Consider the following 17,566-nt stretch of genomic DNA (forward strand, 5'->3'; position numbering starts at 1 on the left):
CTGGCAAAACAATGGCTATAAATGAAAAATCATTTGTAAAACTTTCAGCTAACGTTGGAATGTTCTGCCACTCCACAAACATTGGAGTTGTTTTCAGCAATGATGAAATTTTTCTTATTGACTCAGGGCAGTCAGAAGAAGACGGAAAACTCATTGCTGAAACACTTTCCTCTCTCTTTCCTGAAAAAAAAATCAAAGCAGTAATCCAAACACATTCGCACGCTGACCACTGCGGCGGCTCTTTATATCTGAAAAAAAATTTAGAAACTCAAATCTGGGCTTCTGCTGAATCCGCGAGAATAATGGAAGTTCCCGCAATAATCGGGGCAATTTACTGCGGAGGAGTTTCACTAAAAGAATTTGATATTCCGCAGTTTATGCCGCCAGAACCAATTTTTACAGACAGAATTTTAACTGAAGAAAAAATTGAGCTTGACGATGTTTTTATTTCATTCTATTTTCTTCCGGGACACTTTTTTGATCAGATTGGAATTTTAGTTCAGGACAAGTCAGACGGAATAAAAAGTTTTTTTCTTGGCGACAGTTTCTTTGGAATTGAACTTTTAAAAAAAACATGGATTCCGTTTTTATGTAATCAAAAGGACTTCAGAAAATCAGTAAGAAAAATCGCATCGATAAAATCTGATTTTTATATTCCCGGCCACGGCTCAAAATGCACGTTCGCAACAATAAACGCATTTGCAGAAATAAACATAATGGTTACTTACGAATTTGAGTCTCTCATTTTAAAAAAAATAAAAGAAGGATTCAGGACAACGGAAGAGCTTTTAAAAGCAATCGCCGACTATTCATCAATAAAAATGAAAGTTGTTCCGTTTTATTTAATCGGCACAACATTGCGTTCATATCTTTCCTGCCTTGAGCACGAAGGTCAAATCGCCTGCGAAATCATAGACAACAAACTTATTTGGAGGACCTTGAAATGACAAAACAAGAACTTGCAAACTTTATAGACCAGACACTTCTTTCACAGGAAGCTACGGAAGAACAAGTTGAAAAATTCTGCCAGCAAGCAAAAGAATACGGATTTGCAAGCGTCTGCATAAATCCAGTTTTTGTTTCAACTGCGGCAAAAATTCTTTCAGGCTCGCAAACAAAAGTCTGCACTGTAATAGATTTTCCGCTTGGCGCCGGCGGAACAGAATCAAAAATGTCTCAGGCTGACATTGCAATTACAAACGGTGCGGACGAGCTTGACTTTGTAATCGACCTGAACCTTGTAAAAAGCAAAAAATGGAATGAGCTTACACAGCAACTTTCATTTTTAACAAAGAGCGTTCAAGAAGCTTCAATGTTCGCAGAAAAGGACGGACTTCCGCGCAAAGGAAAAGTTTTAACAAAGCTGATTTTGGAAACAACACTTTTGAATGACGATGAAATAATTCAGTCTTGCATTTGCGCAAAAAACGCAAGATTTGATTTTGTAAAAACCTCCACAGGATTTTCAATGAAAAAGCCAAACGGAGCAACAATCCACGCCGTTGAGCTGATGAGAAAAACCGTAGGAAATGAAATGGGAGTAAAAGCAAGCGGAGGAATTCATTCTACACAAGAAGCGTTGGATTTTATTTCGGCTGGAGCAAACAGAATCGGAGCAAGCTCAGGAATTCAAATTGTTGACGGTCTGAACTGAAAATTATTCAGCCTGCTCTTTTCTTACTTTTTCTATGATTCTAAGGCTTTCATTTACAAGCTTGTCAATTTCTGCAAAATTTTCTGAAATGGAAATTTTGTAGAAAACCCAAGTTCCGCGTTTTATTGTTTTTACAAATCCAGAATCCTTTAAAATTTTCAAATGATGAGAAATCGCAGGGCGCGAAAGATTTGACTTGGAAGTTAAATCCATAACACTTATTCCTTCTTCGCCGGCATCAGCTATGTCAAGAATAAGTTTCTGGCGCACTTCATCGCCAAGAGCTATAAAAAGAGGACCGCATTTATTGAGCATTTCATGTATTTTTTTTAATTCAGACTTGCTTATTGCCATTTGCAGAACCTCGCATTTTTTCAAGTATCATTAATAATATAGTTTAAATTCGCAAAATGTCAATAAGTTTAAATAATTAAACTTTTTTACATTTTTTTACAAAACCTATTGCATTTTATAAAAAAAACATTATATTTATATATCAATAAGTTTAATCTTTTGAACATTATTCAGGAAAGGATTATTTTATGAAAAAGAAATTTCTAAAAACTTTTTTTAGGTATCCTTGGGCGATAATTGTAGCCACACTTCTGCTCACAGGATTCTTCGGATTCTTCTTAAAGAATTTAGCCCTTGAAAATTCGCTTCGCTCATTCTTCCCGCAAAAGGATACATCTTATGACTTGCTTACAAAAACCGAAGACGAATTCGGAAGCATGCTTTCTATTGGAATCACATTAGAAACAAAAAGCGGAACAACAATACTTACTCCAGAATACATTGATGTTGTAAGAAAAATCACTGACAGAACTCTTGAATTGCCGGAAGTTGAAGATATAGATTCTGTTACCCACATCGATTATGTCTGCGATGAAAACGGATCAATATCAGCGACACAGCTTATTCCAGACACATACACAGGAACAGACGAAGATATTTTTCAGCTGAAATCACGGCTTGCAGAATGGCATGATATGTACAACCGCGTAATCGTGAATGACGACAGTACTGGATTTCAAATGCAGATTTCACTTCGTCCAAAAAGTGATGAAACTCTTTCATTGGAAGAAAATCAAGCTAAACTTGCAGAGCTTACAGAGCAGGCAAAAACTGCTGACAACAAAACAGAAATCAATGCGGAAATCGCAAAGACAAAATCGAACATAAAAGAAATAAAAGCTCAAGTCAGAAAACTTGGCACTGACATTATGAGGCAGCAAAAAGTTCTTGCAAAAGTAAAACAGATTGTAAACGAAGAAACAGACGGGCATCATCTCAATGTGAAATTTGTAGGAGAGCCTGTTCTTTCCGAAGAATCAAAGCAGTTTATGATTTCAGACTTGTTGGTTTTGATTCCGCTTGTAATTGTTGTTGTTCTTCTTTCTCTTTACATGAGCTTTAAAACAGTAACAGGAATGCTTCTTCCTTTATGCACGGTTTTGCTTTCAACAATAATTTCTGTTGGAATGATGGGATTCTTTGGAATAACTTTCACTTTGATTTCAAGCGTAATTCCAGTTTCGTTAATTGCAGTCGGCTCTGCATACGGAATCCATGTTCTTTCACATTACTACATTGCAATCAACAGCGTCGAAGGTGAAATGACAAGAGAAAAATATGAAGACTGCGTTTTCTCCGGATTGAATGAAGTTATCGTTGCTGTTTTTCTTGCTGGTATTACAACAATTGTCGGCTTCATTTCACTTATAACAAGTCCGCTCGGACCTTTGCACAGTTTCGCAGTATTCACAGCGGTTGGAGTTTCACTTTCGCTTCTTCTTTCTATAACATTTATTCCTGCAGTACTTCTTTTAAAGGACTACAGAAAAGCTGTAAAAAGAGAACGCAACATCGACAAGCTCACTGCGAAAGTAAAAGCAAAAATGGAAAAAGCAAAGCGCCGTCTTGAGCTGGCAAAAATTCAGCGTGGCGGAAAAACAGAAGCAGAAGCTAGCGGCGACACGCTTTATTCAATCTACAAATTCTTCTGTGGCTCTGTTCCACGGCTTGTGCTTACTTCAATTATCATAATTGTTCTTTCATTCACTGGACTCAAAGTTCTAAAAATTGACACAGCCTTAATCAACTACTTTCCAAAGAACTGCGACTTCAGAAAAGACGTTGACCACATCGACCAGCAATACGCCGGTTCAAACTGTCTCTTCTTTGTAATTCAAGGACAAGAAAAAGGTGACATTTCAAATCCTGAACTCTTGAAGGCAGTTGACAACATGGAGCATTATCTTGCTGCAAACCATGAGAACATTGGAAAAATCGTTTCATTCACAACATTTATAAAACGCATAAACCAAGTCTGGCACGTTCCTGGAGCACAGCCAGTTTCTTCAAACGAATCATCAGACTCTTCTTCAAGCGGGTTTTCTGACGGATGGGATGACTGGGGCTCTGACTTTGGAACAGACAATTCTGTCTCTTCTGACGACTGGTCAAACTGGGGCACAGATGATTCAGAAACACAGACTTCTCCTGCGAAGGATTTTGTAGATCCAAACATTGCTTACAGCGAGCAGCTTGAAACTTCAATGACAACAAAAGAAATCCTTGAGCTTTTCCACAAGGCTTATGTTGAAGCAGGCGGACAATATGCTTCCGTAGAAGATATTGTTAACCAGCTTATGAAACAGGTTAACTACAACGGAACTGCATACTATGAAATTCCTTACGACACTTCAAAGTATCCAGTTGCAACCCGTGAAGAACTGAAAAATGTTGTTGAAAACTATCTTACACTTTTAAGCGGCTCGCTTGACAGATTTATTGATGACGACATGAATCCAAAGGAAATGCGCATAACTTGCCAGCTTAGAAGCCATTCATCAGAGGAAAGCGGAATAATAATCGCAGATGCAAAAAATTATGCCGCAGAACATTTTCCTGAAGGCTACACTCTCGAAGCAACTGGTTCAGCGCAAATGGAACACAGAATGACAAGTATGATTGTTTCAAGCCAGATAACAAGCCTTGCGCTTTCATTGTTCTCTGTATTCCTGATTATCGCAATTTCATTCAGATCTTGCTGGGCAGGTCTTTTGGGAGCAATTCCGCTTGCATTCAGTATTCTTCTTAACTACATGACAATGGGATTCTGCGAAATCAATCTTGACTTTATTACAAGCATTATCGCTTCAGTTGCAGTCGGCGTTGGTATTGACTACACAATTCACTTTATGACAACCTATAGAGAAGAAAGAGCAAAAACAGATAATGTTGTTGAAGTTCTAAAGGAAACATTCAGAAAGAGCGGACGCGGAATTCTTACAAACGCGCTTGCAGTAGGACTTGGATTCCTTGTTCTTACACTTTCAAAGTTTATAGTTTTGCGCTACATTGGAATTCTGGTTGCAATCGTAATGTTTACATCAAGTTTCCTTGCAATGACAATTATTCCAGGAATTTTGAATCTAACAGATCCAAAATTTATGCGTCCAAAAGAAAAAAATGAAAACAAATAAAAAAAAATCCCGGATTTTTCCGGGGAAAACATGGAGGATAAAAATGAAACTTACATTTAAAACACTTACATTGGCAGCGGCACTTGCAGCAGGAACTTTAGTAGCGTTCGCAGATGCTCGCGGAGACGAAATCATGCAGAGAACACATGATGTCGCAAAACCTGACTATAGCCGCTCTCAAGTTGGAATGCTTCTAACAGACAAAAACGGAAGCACAGAACAGCGCAATGTTCTTCAGTACGGACGCAACAAAAACGACATAACAAGCGCAGTCATGGATTTCCGCTCGCCAGCAAACATAAAGGACACAAGATTTCTTCAGATTGAAAACAAAGGCGCGCCAGATGACAAATGGATTTACCTTCCGGCATTAAAAAACACAAGACGCGTAAATTCAAGCGAAGGCTCAAAGTCTTTCATGGGAACTGACGCAACTTATGACGATCTTTCTACACGCGAAATGGAAGAAGACACTCACGAGTTCATAAAGGAAGAAACAAAGAACGGTTTCAATTGCGAAGTTGTAAAAAACACACCGATTGATCCAAAGTCAAGCCAGTACAGCTACAGAATGGTTTGGGTAGACAAAGCCACAGACTATCCTGTTTACACAGAGCTTTTTGACAAAAACGGAAAACTCATAAAAACTCTTACTGTTTTCAAAATTGAAAATGTTGACGGCTTTAACATTCCAATGGAAAACAAAATGGAAAATGTTCAGACAAAACATTCAACTTCCATAAAGGTTCTTAAAGTTGATGTAAAGACAGTTCTTCCAGACAAAATCTTTACACAGGACTTCTTGAACACAGGAAGATTCTAAAAGCAAAACTAAGGAGTTTCTTTATATGAAAAACAAAATTTTTGCGCTTGCAATGATTTTCTGTTCATTTGCATTTGCACAGGATTTTGATGACTGGGGAAGTTTCTCTGACGACACAGACGGTTTTGGCGGAGGCTCAAGTCCTTCAATTACGTTCAGCGGCGAAGGAGAACTTCAGGGCAGAATGTATCTTGACAAGCCGGAATACGAAAGCCAGAAAGATTCAGACTACGACTCAGTTTCAGATTTTCCGGTTACCGCAACTCCATCTGCAAAACTTGGAATCAATTTTTCAGGTACAAATGTTGATGCGGACATTCAGTTGAAATTTGATGAAAACGCAATTAAAGATTATCCACAGGATGTAATAAATGAACTTACAGTCCGCTGCTATTTCGGAAAACTAAAACTTGAAGCAGGAAAAATGAAAGTTATATGGGGAAAAGGCGACAAGCTTCATGTTCTGGATAATTTTAATGCGGATGACTACACGGACTTTATTGTTCCAGAATACATCGACCGCAGGCTCAGCACACCTATGTTCCGCGCAATATATTCCTTTGAAAAAAACGATTTGCGCTTAGAAGGAATCTGGACCCCATACATGGAAAAAGACAGATTCGCAACAGACGGAATTTGGACGCCAGATGCATACACAGAATTGAAAAATTCTGTAACTGAAATAGCTTCAAAGTGGGCAGCGGGCGGAACAGCAGGACTTATGGCAGCTGCGCAATTCGACCAGAACGACTTGTACCCGGACACGCAAAAATTAAAATACACACAAGCAGGTCTTAGACTCACTGGCACATTCGGCTCGTTTGACTGGGGCGCAAGTTACTATTACGGACATTACAAGCAGCCTTCAGCAGATTTAAGCGCGACAATTTTAAGCGGAAAAACAACAATGCCTTCACTTGAATATGACTGGAAGCAGACATTCGGACTTGAAGCGGCGACTGTGCTTGGAAGATTCAACTTGCGCGGCGAACTTGCCTACAATTTGACTGACGATGTTGCAGGCGATAATCCTTGGGTTCATAACAACAGCATTGCATGGCTTGCGGGTTTTGATGTGGACATTCCGGTTAACAACATTAACATCAACATTCAGGAAATTGGAACTTACATTTTCAAAGGCGACAAAATTGATGATGCGGAAGGATTTTATAACTACGGTGTAATGAAATCAGCATTGAAATCCTGCGATGTTGACTATGACAAAACCGGATACACAAACAACAAGCTTGTCGTAAACATTACAGATTCCTGGATGAATGATAAAATCGCGCCGGAAGTTACTGCGCTTTGGGGAATCGAACACGGAGACCTTGTTGTTCAGCCTAAAATCGCATACAAGCCAAACGGAAATTTAACACTGACTTTAAGCGGAATGTACATCCATTGCAAAGATGAAGACAGCGAATTCTACGAATGGAAAGACAACAGCTTTATAAATGTTGGTGTAAACTGCAAATTCTAAAGTAAAAAAGCAACGGACGCTTTGGAAAAATCCATTGCGTCCATTTTTATTTTAAAAGTTCCGCGGAACACTCTTCTTCTCTTCCGCATTTTATGCTGTCTTCAAGCGCGGAAATTATTTTCAGCATTGCAACGCTTCCGGCTTTTAATTTTTTTTCAGACTCAAATTCAGCATGAAGAAAATTTTCGGTAACGGCATGAAAAATATTTTTTCCATTTGATTTCTGCAAAACTTTTTTTTCAACAGTCGCTTCAACAGTTTTTTCTTTAAAAGAATTTATATAAGAAATTTTTCCAGAAACAGCAATTTCAGCAAGCCACTTTACGCGCTCATTTTTTGTCCGCTCAGGAATTTTTGGTGTCATAGAAAATGCCAATGTTCCAGGTCTTGCAGAAAAAGGAAAAGCGTGAATCCAAGCGAAATTCATTTTTTTGCACAATGACTTAGTCTGCTCAAAATCATCTTCCGTTTCTCCGGGAAATCCTGCGATTATATCACAAGAAATAAACGGATTCATTTTGCATTCTCTAAGAAGCTGAACCGCATTTTCAACTTGTTCCCGTTTGTAAGGTCGGCGCATGGAATTCAAAATAGAATCGCTTCCAGACTGAATGCTCAAATGAAAAAACGGCTGAACTCTTTTATCAGACAAAACTGCACAAAGTTCTTTTGTTATATGCTGCGGATAAAAAGAAGAAATTCTAAATTTTACTTTTTTTGTATTAGAAAGCAAAAATGAAAGCAAATCTTTAAAATCAAAAATTGCACCGTCTTTTGACATTCCAGCATACTGGCTCAAGTTTACACCTGTAAGCACAATTTCAGAAGAACCTAAATTTTCAATTTCCTTCGCACGCTCAAGAATTTTTTCAGGCTCAAGAGAAACAGAAGTTCCTCGGGCAAAATGAATTCTGCAGAACGAACACGAATTATTGCATCCGTCTTGAATTTTCAAAGTCGCCCGACTATGCTTTTCAAAAACAGGCGTATATAAAGCAAACGGATTAATCGCCATTGGAATTTTTTTTGCAGAATCAATTCTTTCAAATGAAAATATTTTTTTGCTAACAAAGGATTTTAGATTTTCAAAATTAAATTTTCCGCTTTTAAAATCAAGATCGCCACCATTCATCGCAACGGCAATTTCCTTTAAAACAAATTTTTTTGTGCCGGGAACAATTACAATTCTGTTTTTGGAAATCGAAGTTATTTCGGAATCAGCAAGTTCCGCATAGCAGCCGGTAACAATCAAAGGCGCGTTAAAAAATTTTTCAAGAAGAAGCCTGATTATGCGCCGGGCTTTCTGTTCAGCTTTGCCTGTAACAGTGCAGGTGTTTATCACGCTTAAAATTACATCTTGAGAAGGATTTTTTGCAGACGAAATAGAATTGAATTCACAGATAAAACCAGCATCAGAAAAAGAACGCGCGGCTCCTTCCGTTTCGTCCTGATTAAGCCTGCAGCCTAGAGTTTCAAAATGAATAATATTTTTCATCAGCCAAAAACTAAAGACGCTCCTGGCATCTTTTTTTTCCGCGGACAGCATCGTAATTCTGGGAATTCAAGCCAAGCGCTCTGTCATAAGCTGTAACGGCATTTTTAAAGTCGCCGCACATTTCACGCGCGTAGCCAAGCCTTGTCCACCAATGCGCACTATAGATCGGCTCATATTTTACAGCCGCGCTAAAAGAAATGTCCGCATGCTCATATTTTGTCTGGCGGACATAAATTTCGCCCATGTAATAATATGCAGTTCCAAGCCGCGCCGCAGTTTCCGAAGAATTTGCAACATAACGTTGAAACATATCGAGAGCTTCATTGTTTTTTCCAAGATAAAATTTAGCCTCGCCAAGAACTTCAATTAAACGAATGTCATAGGAATTTATTTTTCGCGCTTCTATAGCTCTAAGCTCGGCTTCCTTATATTGTTTATTTCCAACCAGCGACCAGCACAACACCGCATAGGAATCCATGTTGTTCGGATTGTTAGAAATTTCAGCTTCACAAACAGCCACCGCATCTTTGTATTTTCCTTCACGGTAAAGCTTAAGAGCATCAGGACGAGAGGCTTGGGAAAAAACTGCAGAAACAAAAACAAAGAATATAATAAATGCAAAACAATTTTTCTTATTCATAATCAGCACCTTGAAAATTCAACTTGAAAAACTACATTCCAGACATTGAGCATTTTCCAGAAAAAACAGAACCCGGCTCAAGCACAACTTGCGCAGAAGAAATATCTCCAATTACAGAACCAGTCGAAGCAACATAAACAAGTTTTTTTCCCTTTATATTTCCTACAACTTTTCCGCGGACAAGCACACGTTCTGTTGAAATATCAGCATTGACTTCCGCATTTGTATCGATAAGCAAATCACTTGAAGCCTCGATTGTTCCATTCATTTTTCCTTTTATCATAAACGGCTTTGAAAAACGTATGTTTCCTGTAAATGAAATGTCACTAGCCATTACAGTGTCAAAATCTTCTTCGTCAGTATCAAACGGCTTTGAATCTTTTATTTCGTACATTTCTTTATTTTATTGATGAATAGCATTGAAGTCAATGCGACTAGAATAAAAAAACGCCGCCATTTCTAGCAGCGTTTCTATCTAAAATTTGAAATTAATATTCCTGAGCATCAGATCTCTTGAAGAATGAAGATGAACCGCTTCTCTGTGTAGCAGTGTGAACTCCAGCTCTTGCATGAGAACCTCCGCGGAATCCCCTGTCTCTATCACGTTCGCGACGTCCACCAAAATCTCTGTCGCGTCCAAATCCCCGGTCGCGTTCACGTCCTCTATCGCGTCCGCCTCTTCTTGAGCCACGGTCTCGTCCAAATGAATCGCGCTCACCAAGTCCGCCGCCAGTAACTTTTGTGTCAAGGTGCATATGCGGCAAAGAACGATCGCGCTCGGAAAGCTCAATAGCTCTTCTTCCATCGTCAGCCGGCAAAGAAAGAAGACAAAATTTGTCCGCCATATCAATAGCATCAACTTTACGCCCCGGAACGCCAAGCAAGTCATGGAAGAAATCCGCAATTTTTCTTGGATTGTAGCCGTTGTCCCATCCCATCTGAACATAAAGCCTAAGCTGATCATCGCCAACAAAAGCATCTCCGCCTCTTCTTGAGCCACGGTCGCGTTCACGGCGTCCGCCACGGTCTCTGTCGCGTCCTTTTGATTCAACAGAATAAGTGTTGATTTTTCCATAGCGGTTTTTGTTCAGCATTCCGCCGTAAGAAACTGCAAGCAATGAAGCTACAACTTCCTCTGGATTCTGGCCGTTGCAAAGTTCTTCCGCAAGCTTGTCAAAAATAGGATCGCCTTTTCTTAAGTGAGGAACTTTTGGCTCTGCACAAGCATTAGCTTCTGCATTTTCATCCGCGGAAACAGAATCACTTTCAGCCTGAGATTCAGATTTTTCCTGATTGAGTCCAAGCTTGTTTTTTATATCAGAAAACAGGCGGCTCTTTTTTGCTTCAAGAACTTCTTCTATTGAAGGAACTTTGTCTTCAACAATTTCGCCCTTGGAACTTTTCTTTACAGTATTAATAAGATAATTAAGACGTCTGCGGGTTTCTTCCGGCTTTACAAAAGTAACCGCCATTCCAGCAGCTCCGGCACGTCCTGTACGTCCAATACGGTGAACATAAGTCGGACCGTCAAAAGGAAGCTCGTAGTTTACAACGTGAGTTACGCCTTCAATATCAATTCCGCGAGCAGCAACATCAGTCGCAACAAGAATTCTTGTTTTCTTTGAACGGAATCTCGCAAGGATTTTTTCACGCTGTCCCTGAGGAATATCTCCGTGCAATGCGGCGGCTTCATATCCGCGCTCGTCAAGTGACTTTGAAACATAGTCAGCATCAGATTTTCTCTGAACAAAAACAAGTCCGAAGAAATCAGGCGAAATATCAATAAGACGAACCAAAGCATCGACTTTTTCACTTTCGCGCATAACCCAATATTTCTGCTCAATCAAAAGCGGCTCTTCTTCAAAGCCTTCTTCTTCAACAATTTCGTATTCGCCCATAAAACGCTGGGCAATTTTCAAAATTTCTTTCGGAACTGTCGCACTGAACAAAAGAACACGGCAATCCTGATTTGCGCATTCAAAAATATTCTCAATATCCTCGATGAATCCCATGTCAAGCATTTCATCGCCTTCATCAAGAATAAAGTAATCGATTTTGCTGATATCAAGAACACCGCGGTCAATCAAGTCCTGAACACGTCCCGGAGTTCCAACAACAATTTCAACTCCGCGGCGCAAAGCTCTCATCTGCTCGCCCATCGAAGCTCCGCCGTAAACAACAGCAGTGCGCGGATATTTTCCAGTTGTAAACGAAGCCATTTCAGTCGCAGTCTGCATGGCAAGCTCGCGTGTAGGCTCAAGAATTATTGCGCGGACATGGTCGCTTTCTTCACGCAAATCCTGAACAAGAGGAAGTCCAAAAGCGGCGGTTTTTCCAGTTCCAGTGCGGGCCTTTGCGATAACATTCGCATCTCCATTCAAAAGACGCGGAATTGCAAGAACCTGAATTGGTGAAGGAACTTTAAAACCTTTTTTCTCAATAGCGGCAAGAGTGATTTCATCAAGTCCCAAGTCTGCAAATGAAATTGTCTCAGGCTCATTCGATGATTCATTTGAATTTTCCACAGAAACCTGTGAATCCTCTGCGGGCATAGTAATCCCGTCAACTTTGTTTTCTAAATCTTCCATAAACGATTCCCTTTTCCTTACATGAAAGACCGGAACCGCTTGAAAATATCTTTTTTTACTTGATTTTCCTTTTTACCTGGCAAAGCCTAAGAAGCGGCTGCAATCTGACATGCTTATGATATAAAATATAGCGTAAAGTATATAAAATTTTTCAATGTTATTCAAGTGAAAAAGCATAAAAACGCAAAAAATGTCATAATTTTCCATCAAAATTCTATATTTACTGTCATTATTAGGCTCAACCGCGATGTTTCTAAAAGAAACTCGGTTAATAATCCATTGAAATTTTATAGCTGATTAATTTTCACAAAAACCATGCAGAAAATTACTTTTTTCAGAAATAAATATGTTATGAAAAACAAAATTACTTTTATAGCAATTATTTTGGCAGCGAACATTTGCCATGCGCAAATCGAATTTTATTCCGGGAACAATTTTAAATTTCCTGTAAAAGACGGAAAAGAAAATTTTTCGCTGAAATACGATTCCGGCTCAAAGTTGAAAATCCACGGACTAACTGCAATTTGGGTTGCAGGAATCGGAACAGAAACTTTTCACGACATTGCAAGGTCTTCATTTTCTGAATTCGAGACAATGCAAAAATACCGCTACGGAATAAAATATTCAGCGGCAACAAAATTTACGGCCACAGAATTTCTTGCGGGAACTTTGCATTTTTCACAAGGAATTTCAAGGCTAAAGCATCCAAGTTTTTATGTTCCCGGAGCACTGAAAAAGCCTTCGCTTTTGACACCGGGAATTTCGCCAGCCCTGCCCTCCTGGACTTCTGCAAAAACTCCGTTGTCGGCGGCAATTTCAATTTCTTCTGGAAACAAAAATTCAGTTTTACCAACGTTCCAGTTTTCTATTCTTGAAACAAAAGAATTTTACGCATCTGCCTTCAAAAGATTTTCAGCTCCGTTAATTCCAAACGCAAGCATTTCATTCTCAGGAGGACTTTTTGAATACGGAAGAGAAAACACTTCGGCTTGGTTTCAAAAGCAAAAATACTTTTCCGAAAAGAAACGAGGCGCAGTGGAGACTGAAGTGAATTTTGTTTTTCCGCATTTTAGAATTTCAGGAGCAGCAGGAATGCACGAAAGTCCGTTCGGTGGAAATTTCTGTTGGGCAAGGCTTCAAAACTTCATTCTTTTAGGCGATTTTTTGCTGCATTCCTTCCATTATATTGCAGATAAATCTTTAATAACCGTTGACAAATCTGAAAACAGAATAAGAACACAAACTGGAATAAATCCGCAGTACACATTTTGGATCGGAAAAAATTCGGCAAGCATAGGAATTCTTTTTTATTCCGCGGAAAGACAGACAACCGAAAAAATTCCCACTTGTTTCAACGAATACTGCGCAAAAACAGCATTGAATGTTTCAAGCGGAAAATTCAAAATTTCATCAAACGCATCTTTTCTTTATTCCACGGAAAAAAATGAAAAAGAATATTCAACGCAGATAAAGGCTTCAAGAAATTTCAAAAGCTCTTCCGCAAACGCAACTTTTTCCTATAAGAAAGAAGACTCAGGGAAAAACACATTTTCATTAGCAAGCACAGTTTATCCTAAAAAAATAATCATACATCAAGCCGGAATCGGATTTTCACTTGCAGAAAACGAAGGAGAGTTCAAATGCAGTCCTTCAGCGACTACAGTTTTTAAAGGCGGAAACAGAAAAATCAAATGGAACATAAAAACGGCATTTCTATTAAATTTTTAAACTTTCTTCAAAACAGCCCAGGGCAAACGCATGTAAAAACACTTTCTGATAAAATTACAGAAAGTGTGAAATTTTAAAGGAGCCTTAAAACCGTTTGGCGGAACTGGCGGTTTTCCCGAAACCAGATCGTGCGCTTGCTTAAACTGTCCTGTTTTTTATTCTCCGGTTTTTCTGCTTGGCGTAAGATATTTAATGCAAGACGGCGCATAACTGTCATGTTTTCCGGACTATGATCCTTTCGGTGTCCTTTTGTAGTCCTCATTGAAAGTCATATCAAGACACCAGTGAAGGCGGTTTTCAATTCCCCAGTGTAGGCGAATTGATTTTTTCACAAGTTCAATGTTATCAAGTGAAGTTAGAAAAAACCTGATGTCTGTGGAAGTTTTTCCATTTACAGTCCGTTCTTCCCGTGCCATGGCAACAGCCTTAAGTCCCGGCCACTCATCTTTATTCTCCAGCCACGACAGGTTCGTGCACAGGTAATACTGCCTGTTTTCAATTCGTCCATGGTCAGGATTACATTCCTTTTCGCTTTTTATAACTCCGTATTTTGCAAGCTCCTTTTCATCCATAGAGAAAAAGTCTTTTACGGCTTCGTGTGTCGTGCTTTGATTTCCTTTCAAAGAAAGAACATAGTCTGCTTTTTTTTCCTTAATTTTCTCGCAGATTTTTTTTCTGGCAGCCCATTGCATCGATTGTGATTATCATTCCCCTTATATCAATCAGTTCCAGAAGCTCAGGAATTGCAGTGATTTCATTTGACTTTTCATCTGTCTTTACCTGCCCAAGAATGAGGGACAGTTCATCTGCCCATGCACTTACAATGTGAATTCCCTTTGCTCCCGTGACCTTGTTTGAGCCGCACATCGTCTTTCCGTCGATGGCAACAATTGTTCTGTCCGGTTCAATTTTTACTTTCTCGTAAATTCCATGAGCCCACTTTATAAAAACTTTCTCGATTTTATCTGCGTTCACATTTCTGAAAACCCGGAGAATTGTGTCGGCACTTGGCGGACCGAACTCAAACTTCACCAGCCCCTTGATGGACTCTTCCGCTTCCTCCGCCCATTCAGCTATGTGCTCAATGTCCTTGATGCCGCTTAGCAGCCCGAACAAAACCAGCAGGAAAATATCAGCCAGTTCAAACTTCCTGCTACCTTTTTACTCTAAAATCGTCTATTTCTTCCAGACTTTCTCTTAAAAGCATAATTCCACCCAAGGGGAATTTTACCATTTTGTGCATTTTTTAAATAGTAGTTTAGAGATTTAAAACAAAAAATTTTTACATGCGTTTGCCCTGCAAAACAGCCCAAGACCTATTGAATTTACCGCTATTTTTTAATAAAATTGCTTGAATTAATTGCATTATGCGGAAATCTTTGCATTTCGTATTCTGCCGACTCACGAATTTTTTTTTGAGAGGTATACACTATGGGTTTTGATATTACAAAAGTACGTAATATCGGTATCAGTGCGCACATTGACTCTGGTAAAACAACAACATCAGAACGTATCTTGTTCTACTGCAACAAGATTCACCAGATCCATGAAGTTCATGGCAAAGACGGTGTAGGCGCTGTAATGGATTCTATGGATTTGGAGCGCGAGCGTGGAATCACAATCCAGTCAGCAGCGACTCAGGTAAACTGGAAAGGCACAACAATCAACCTTATCGACACTCCAGGCCACGTAGACTTCACAGTTGAAGTTGAACGCTCACTCCGTGTTCTTGACGGAGCAATCCTTGTTCTTTGCGCTGTTGCAGGTGTTCAGTCTCAGTCTATCACAGTTGACCGCCAGCTCAAACGCTACCATGTTCCACGAATAGCTTTCGTAAATAAATGCGACCGTCAGGGTGCAAATCCGCTTCGTGTATGCGCACAGCTCCGCGACAAGCTCGGACTCAATGCATATATGGTGGAACTGCCAATCGGTCTTGAAGACAAGCTTCAGGGTGTTGTAGACCTTATCGCAATGAAGGCTTACTATTTTGAAGGACATGACGGTGAAGAAATCCGCGTTGCAGAGATTCCGGCTGAACTTGTAGAACAGGCAAAAGAAAAGAGAGCAGAACTTCTTGAAGCAGCCGCAATGTTTGATGACTCGCTCATGGAAGACCTCATGGAAGAAAAAGAAGACATTCCAGAAGAAAAGATTATCGCCGCAATCCGCAAAGGAACTCTTGAAGAAAACTTCGTAGCAGTATTCTGTGGTTCTGCGCACATGAACAAAGGTATCCAGCCAGTTCTTGACGGTGTTGTACGCTATCTTCCTAACCCGACTGAAGTTCACAACTACGGTCTTGACCTTGACAAGAATGAAGAGCAGGTTGAACTTTTCAATGTTGAAAACAAGCCTTGTGTCGCTCTCGCATTCAAGCTTGATGACGGTCAGTACGGTCAGCTTACTTATGTCCGCATCTATCAGGGAAAAATCACAAAAGGCGATGAGCTTTACAATACACGCGCAAAGAAAAAGTTCAAGGTTGGACGCATTGTCCGCATGAACTCAGCGGAAATGGAAGACATTAACGAAGGTCAGCCAGGCGACATTATCGCATTGTTCGGAGTTGACTGCGCATCAGGAGACACATTCTGCGGCGGCGGGCTCAACATTGCAATGACTTCTATGTTCGTTCCGGAACCTGTTATTTCAGAAGCAATCACTCCTGTAAACAAGCAGGATGCCGCAAATATGTCAAAGGCACTCAACCGCTTTACAAAAGAAGACCCTACATTCCAGACTTACGTTGACCCTGAATCAAATCAGACAATCATCAAGGGAATGGGCGAACTTCACCTTGCAGTTTATGTTGAGCGCATGAAACGTGAATACAAATGCGAAGTTACAGTTTCTCAGCCGGAAGTTGCATACCGCGAGTCTATCACACAGCGCGCTGACTTCAACTACACTCACAAAAAGCAGACTGGTGGTTCAGGACAGTACGGACGCGTTGCAGGATTTATGGAGCCAATTTCAGAAAAAGACTACGAGTTTGTTGACGCAATCAAAGGTGGAGCAATTCCAAACGAATACATTCCTTCTTGCGACAAAGGTTTCAAGAAAGCAATGGAAAAAGGCTCTCTCATCGGAGCACCAGTTGTTGGCGTAAGATGCACAATCAACGATGGTCAGTACCACCCGGTTGACTCTTCAGACATAGCATTCCAGACTGCTGCTATCGGCGCATTCCGTGAAGGCTACGCAAAGGCAAAACCGGCAATTCTTGAGCCAATCATGAAAGTTCAGATTGCAGGACCTACAGAATTCCAGGGAAATATGTTCGGACTTATCAACCAGAGACGCGGTGTTATCATCGATTCTTCTGATGAAAACGGAAACTCAACTGTAAACGCAGAAGTTCCTCTTTCTGAAATGTTCGGATTCTCAACAATTCTCCGCTCTTCTACACAGGGAAAAGCAGAATTCACAATGGAATTTGAAAAATACAGCAAAGTTCCAAATGCAGTTGCCGACGAGCTTATCAAGGCTTATGCAGAAAAGAAAAAGGCTGGACAGGCAAAATAAAATTATAAAAGCCTAGTTTAACCGCAGAATCTTCAGTGAAAGAATTTTCTTTTGCTGGAGATTTTTTTATTGTAAAATAAAATTTATGTGCTATACTTATTCAAACGGACACAGAACTTTTTGCAAGAAAAAAACATTT

Annotated in this window: 15 protein-coding genes; 7 read left to right on the plus strand and 8 right to left on the minus strand. The window is 39.8% G+C overall.

What is annotated here, in order from left to right:
- Positions 1–11 precede the first annotated feature (11 nt).
- Complete coding sequence (locus TRESU_RS09540) at positions 12–947, plus strand: MBL fold metallo-hydrolase (RefSeq protein ID WP_013702044.1); 936 nt, start codon at positions 12–14, stop codon at positions 945–947.
- Positions 944–1,654 carry a deoxyribose-phosphate aldolase gene (deoC, locus tag TRESU_RS09545; protein ID WP_013702045.1) on the plus strand — a complete coding sequence of 237 codons (711 nt, stop codon included), beginning with the start codon at positions 944–946 and terminating at the stop codon, positions 1,652–1,654. The genes TRESU_RS09540 and deoC overlap by 4 nt, the downstream gene beginning before the upstream one ends.
- 3 nt (positions 1,655–1,657) lie before the next feature.
- On the opposite strand, the gene TRESU_RS09550 is transcribed toward deoC, so the two are convergent.
- Entirely contained in the window at positions 1,658–2,008 is a 351-nt protein-coding gene (locus tag TRESU_RS09550) for an ArsR/SmtB family transcription factor (RefSeq protein ID WP_013702046.1), read from the minus strand.
- A gap of 188 nt (positions 2,009–2,196) precedes the next feature.
- On the opposite strand from TRESU_RS09550, the gene TRESU_RS09555 reads away from it, so the two are divergent.
- Genes TRESU_RS09555 through TRESU_RS09565 form a run of 3 tightly spaced genes read left to right on the plus strand, consistent with a single transcriptional unit; the run spans position 2,197 to position 7,448 of the window.
- Positions 2,197–5,142: an efflux RND transporter permease subunit gene (locus TRESU_RS09555; RefSeq protein ID WP_013702047.1), complete on the plus strand. Its 2,946-nt coding sequence runs from the start codon at positions 2,197–2,199 to the stop codon at positions 5,140–5,142.
- A 43-nt stretch (positions 5,143–5,185) separates the two neighbouring features.
- Positions 5,186–5,965 (plus strand): outer membrane lipoprotein-sorting protein, encoded by a 780-nt coding sequence (locus TRESU_RS09560; RefSeq protein ID WP_013702048.1) that lies wholly within the window; start codon positions 5,186–5,188, stop codon positions 5,963–5,965.
- Between the two features lie 25 nt (positions 5,966–5,990).
- On the plus strand, positions 5,991–7,448 hold the full coding sequence (locus TRESU_RS09565; protein ID WP_013702049.1) for a DUF1302 family protein: 1,458 nt from the start codon (positions 5,991–5,993) through the stop codon (positions 7,446–7,448).
- Between the two features lie 46 nt (positions 7,449–7,494).
- Here the strand turns inward: TRESU_RS09565 and mtaB are convergent, their stop codons facing one another.
- From mtaB to TRESU_RS09585, 4 genes are all read right to left on the minus strand, one after another.
- A complete protein-coding gene (gene mtaB, locus TRESU_RS09570; protein WP_013702050.1) occupies positions 7,495–8,943 on the minus strand; it encodes a tRNA (N(6)-L-threonylcarbamoyladenosine(37)-C(2))-methylthiotransferase MtaB in 1,449 nt (482 codons plus the stop codon).
- 10 nt (positions 8,944–8,953) lie between these two features.
- Positions 8,954–9,583 (minus strand): tetratricopeptide repeat protein, encoded by a 630-nt coding sequence (locus TRESU_RS09575; protein ID WP_013702051.1) that lies wholly within the window; start codon positions 9,581–9,583, stop codon positions 8,954–8,956.
- 31 nt (positions 9,584–9,614) lie between these two features.
- Complete coding sequence (locus TRESU_RS09580; protein WP_013702052.1) at positions 9,615–9,977, minus strand: bactofilin family protein; 363 nt, start codon at positions 9,975–9,977, stop codon at positions 9,615–9,617.
- 94 nt (positions 9,978–10,071) lie between these two features.
- Positions 10,072–12,135: a DEAD/DEAH box helicase gene (locus TRESU_RS09585; RefSeq protein WP_148228332.1), complete on the minus strand. Its 2,064-nt coding sequence runs from the start codon at positions 12,133–12,135 to the stop codon at positions 10,072–10,074.
- Between the two features lie 387 nt (positions 12,136–12,522).
- On the opposite strand from TRESU_RS09585, the gene TRESU_RS09590 reads away from it, so the two are divergent.
- Positions 12,523–13,899: a hypothetical protein gene (locus TRESU_RS09590; RefSeq protein ID WP_148228282.1), complete on the plus strand. Its 1,377-nt coding sequence runs from the start codon at positions 12,523–12,525 to the stop codon at positions 13,897–13,899.
- A 73-nt stretch (positions 13,900–13,972) separates the two neighbouring features.
- Here the strand turns inward: TRESU_RS09590 and TRESU_RS15605 are convergent, their stop codons facing one another.
- From TRESU_RS15605 to TRESU_RS15615, 3 genes are read right to left on the minus strand one after another with little or no spacing between them, the layout of a single operon-like run.
- The gene (locus tag TRESU_RS15605; protein ID WP_245535659.1) at positions 13,973–14,116 is read right to left on the minus strand and encodes a hypothetical protein; all 144 of its coding nucleotides are present in this window, start codon (positions 14,114–14,116) and stop codon (positions 13,973–13,975) included.
- Between the two features lie 10 nt (positions 14,117–14,126).
- Positions 14,127–14,591, minus strand: a complete 465-nt coding sequence (locus TRESU_RS15610) for an ISAs1 family transposase (protein ID WP_052299576.1) — start codon at positions 14,589–14,591, stop codon at positions 14,127–14,129.
- Positions 14,551–15,015 carry an ISAs1 family transposase gene (locus TRESU_RS15615; protein WP_052299578.1) on the minus strand — a complete coding sequence of 155 codons (465 nt, stop codon included), beginning with the start codon at positions 15,013–15,015 and terminating at the stop codon, positions 14,551–14,553. Before TRESU_RS15615 ends, TRESU_RS15610 begins: the two co-directional genes overlap by 41 nt.
- A gap of 315 nt (positions 15,016–15,330) precedes the next feature.
- Here TRESU_RS15615 and fusA point away from each other — a divergent pair, with 315 nt between their 5' ends.
- Positions 15,331–17,427, plus strand: a complete 2,097-nt coding sequence (gene fusA, locus TRESU_RS09600; RefSeq protein WP_013702055.1) for an elongation factor G — start codon at positions 15,331–15,333, stop codon at positions 17,425–17,427.
- The last annotated feature ends 139 nt before the right edge of the window (positions 17,428–17,566 follow it).

The organism is Treponema succinifaciens DSM 2489, from assembly GCF_000195275.1.
Lineage (GTDB): Bacteria > Spirochaetota > Spirochaetia > Treponematales > Treponemataceae > Treponema_D > Treponema_D succinifaciens.

What these genes read in the sequence shown, in the direction of transcription:
- TRESU_RS09555 (WP_013702047.1), top strand. Translation starts at nt 2,197, where the DNA reads ATGAAAAAGAAATTTCTAAAAACTTTTTTTAGGTATCCTTGGGCGATA.
- TRESU_RS09560 (WP_013702048.1), top strand. Translation starts at nt 5,186, where the DNA reads ATGAAACTTACATTTAAAACACTTACATTGGCAGCGGCACTTGCAGCA.
- TRESU_RS09580 (WP_013702052.1), bottom strand. Translation starts at nt 9,977, where the DNA reads ATGTACGAAATAAAAGATTCAAAGCCGTTTGATACTGACGAAGAAGAT.
- TRESU_RS09575 (WP_013702051.1), bottom strand. Translation starts at nt 9,583, where the DNA reads ATGAATAAGAAAAATTGTTTTGCATTTATTATATTCTTTGTTTTTGTT.
- TRESU_RS09585 (WP_148228332.1), bottom strand. Translation starts at nt 12,135, where the DNA reads ATGCCCGCAGAGGATTCACAGGTTTCTGTGGAAAATTCAAATGAATCA.
- deoC (WP_013702045.1), top strand. Translation starts at nt 944, where the DNA reads ATGACAAAACAAGAACTTGCAAACTTTATAGACCAGACACTTCTTTCA.
- mtaB (WP_013702050.1), bottom strand. Translation starts at nt 8,943, where the DNA reads ATGAAAAATATTATTCATTTTGAAACTCTAGGCTGCAGGCTTAATCAG.
- TRESU_RS09565 (WP_013702049.1), top strand. Translation starts at nt 5,991, where the DNA reads ATGAAAAACAAAATTTTTGCGCTTGCAATGATTTTCTGTTCATTTGCA.
- TRESU_RS09540 (WP_013702044.1), top strand. Translation starts at nt 12, where the DNA reads ATGGCTATAAATGAAAAATCATTTGTAAAACTTTCAGCTAACGTTGGA.
- fusA (WP_013702055.1), top strand. Translation starts at nt 15,331, where the DNA reads ATGGGTTTTGATATTACAAAAGTACGTAATATCGGTATCAGTGCGCAC.
- TRESU_RS15605 (WP_245535659.1), bottom strand. Translation starts at nt 14,116, where the DNA reads ATGACAGTTATGCGCCGTCTTGCATTAAATATCTTACGCCAAGCAGAA.
- TRESU_RS15610 (WP_052299576.1), bottom strand. Translation starts at nt 14,591, where the DNA reads ATGCAATGGGCTGCCAGAAAAAAAATCTGCGAGAAAATTAAGGAAAAA.
- TRESU_RS09550 (WP_013702046.1), bottom strand. Translation starts at nt 2,008, where the DNA reads ATGGCAATAAGCAAGTCTGAATTAAAAAAAATACATGAAATGCTCAAT.
- TRESU_RS09590 (WP_148228282.1), top strand. Translation starts at nt 12,523, where the DNA reads ATGAAAAACAAAATTACTTTTATAGCAATTATTTTGGCAGCGAACATT.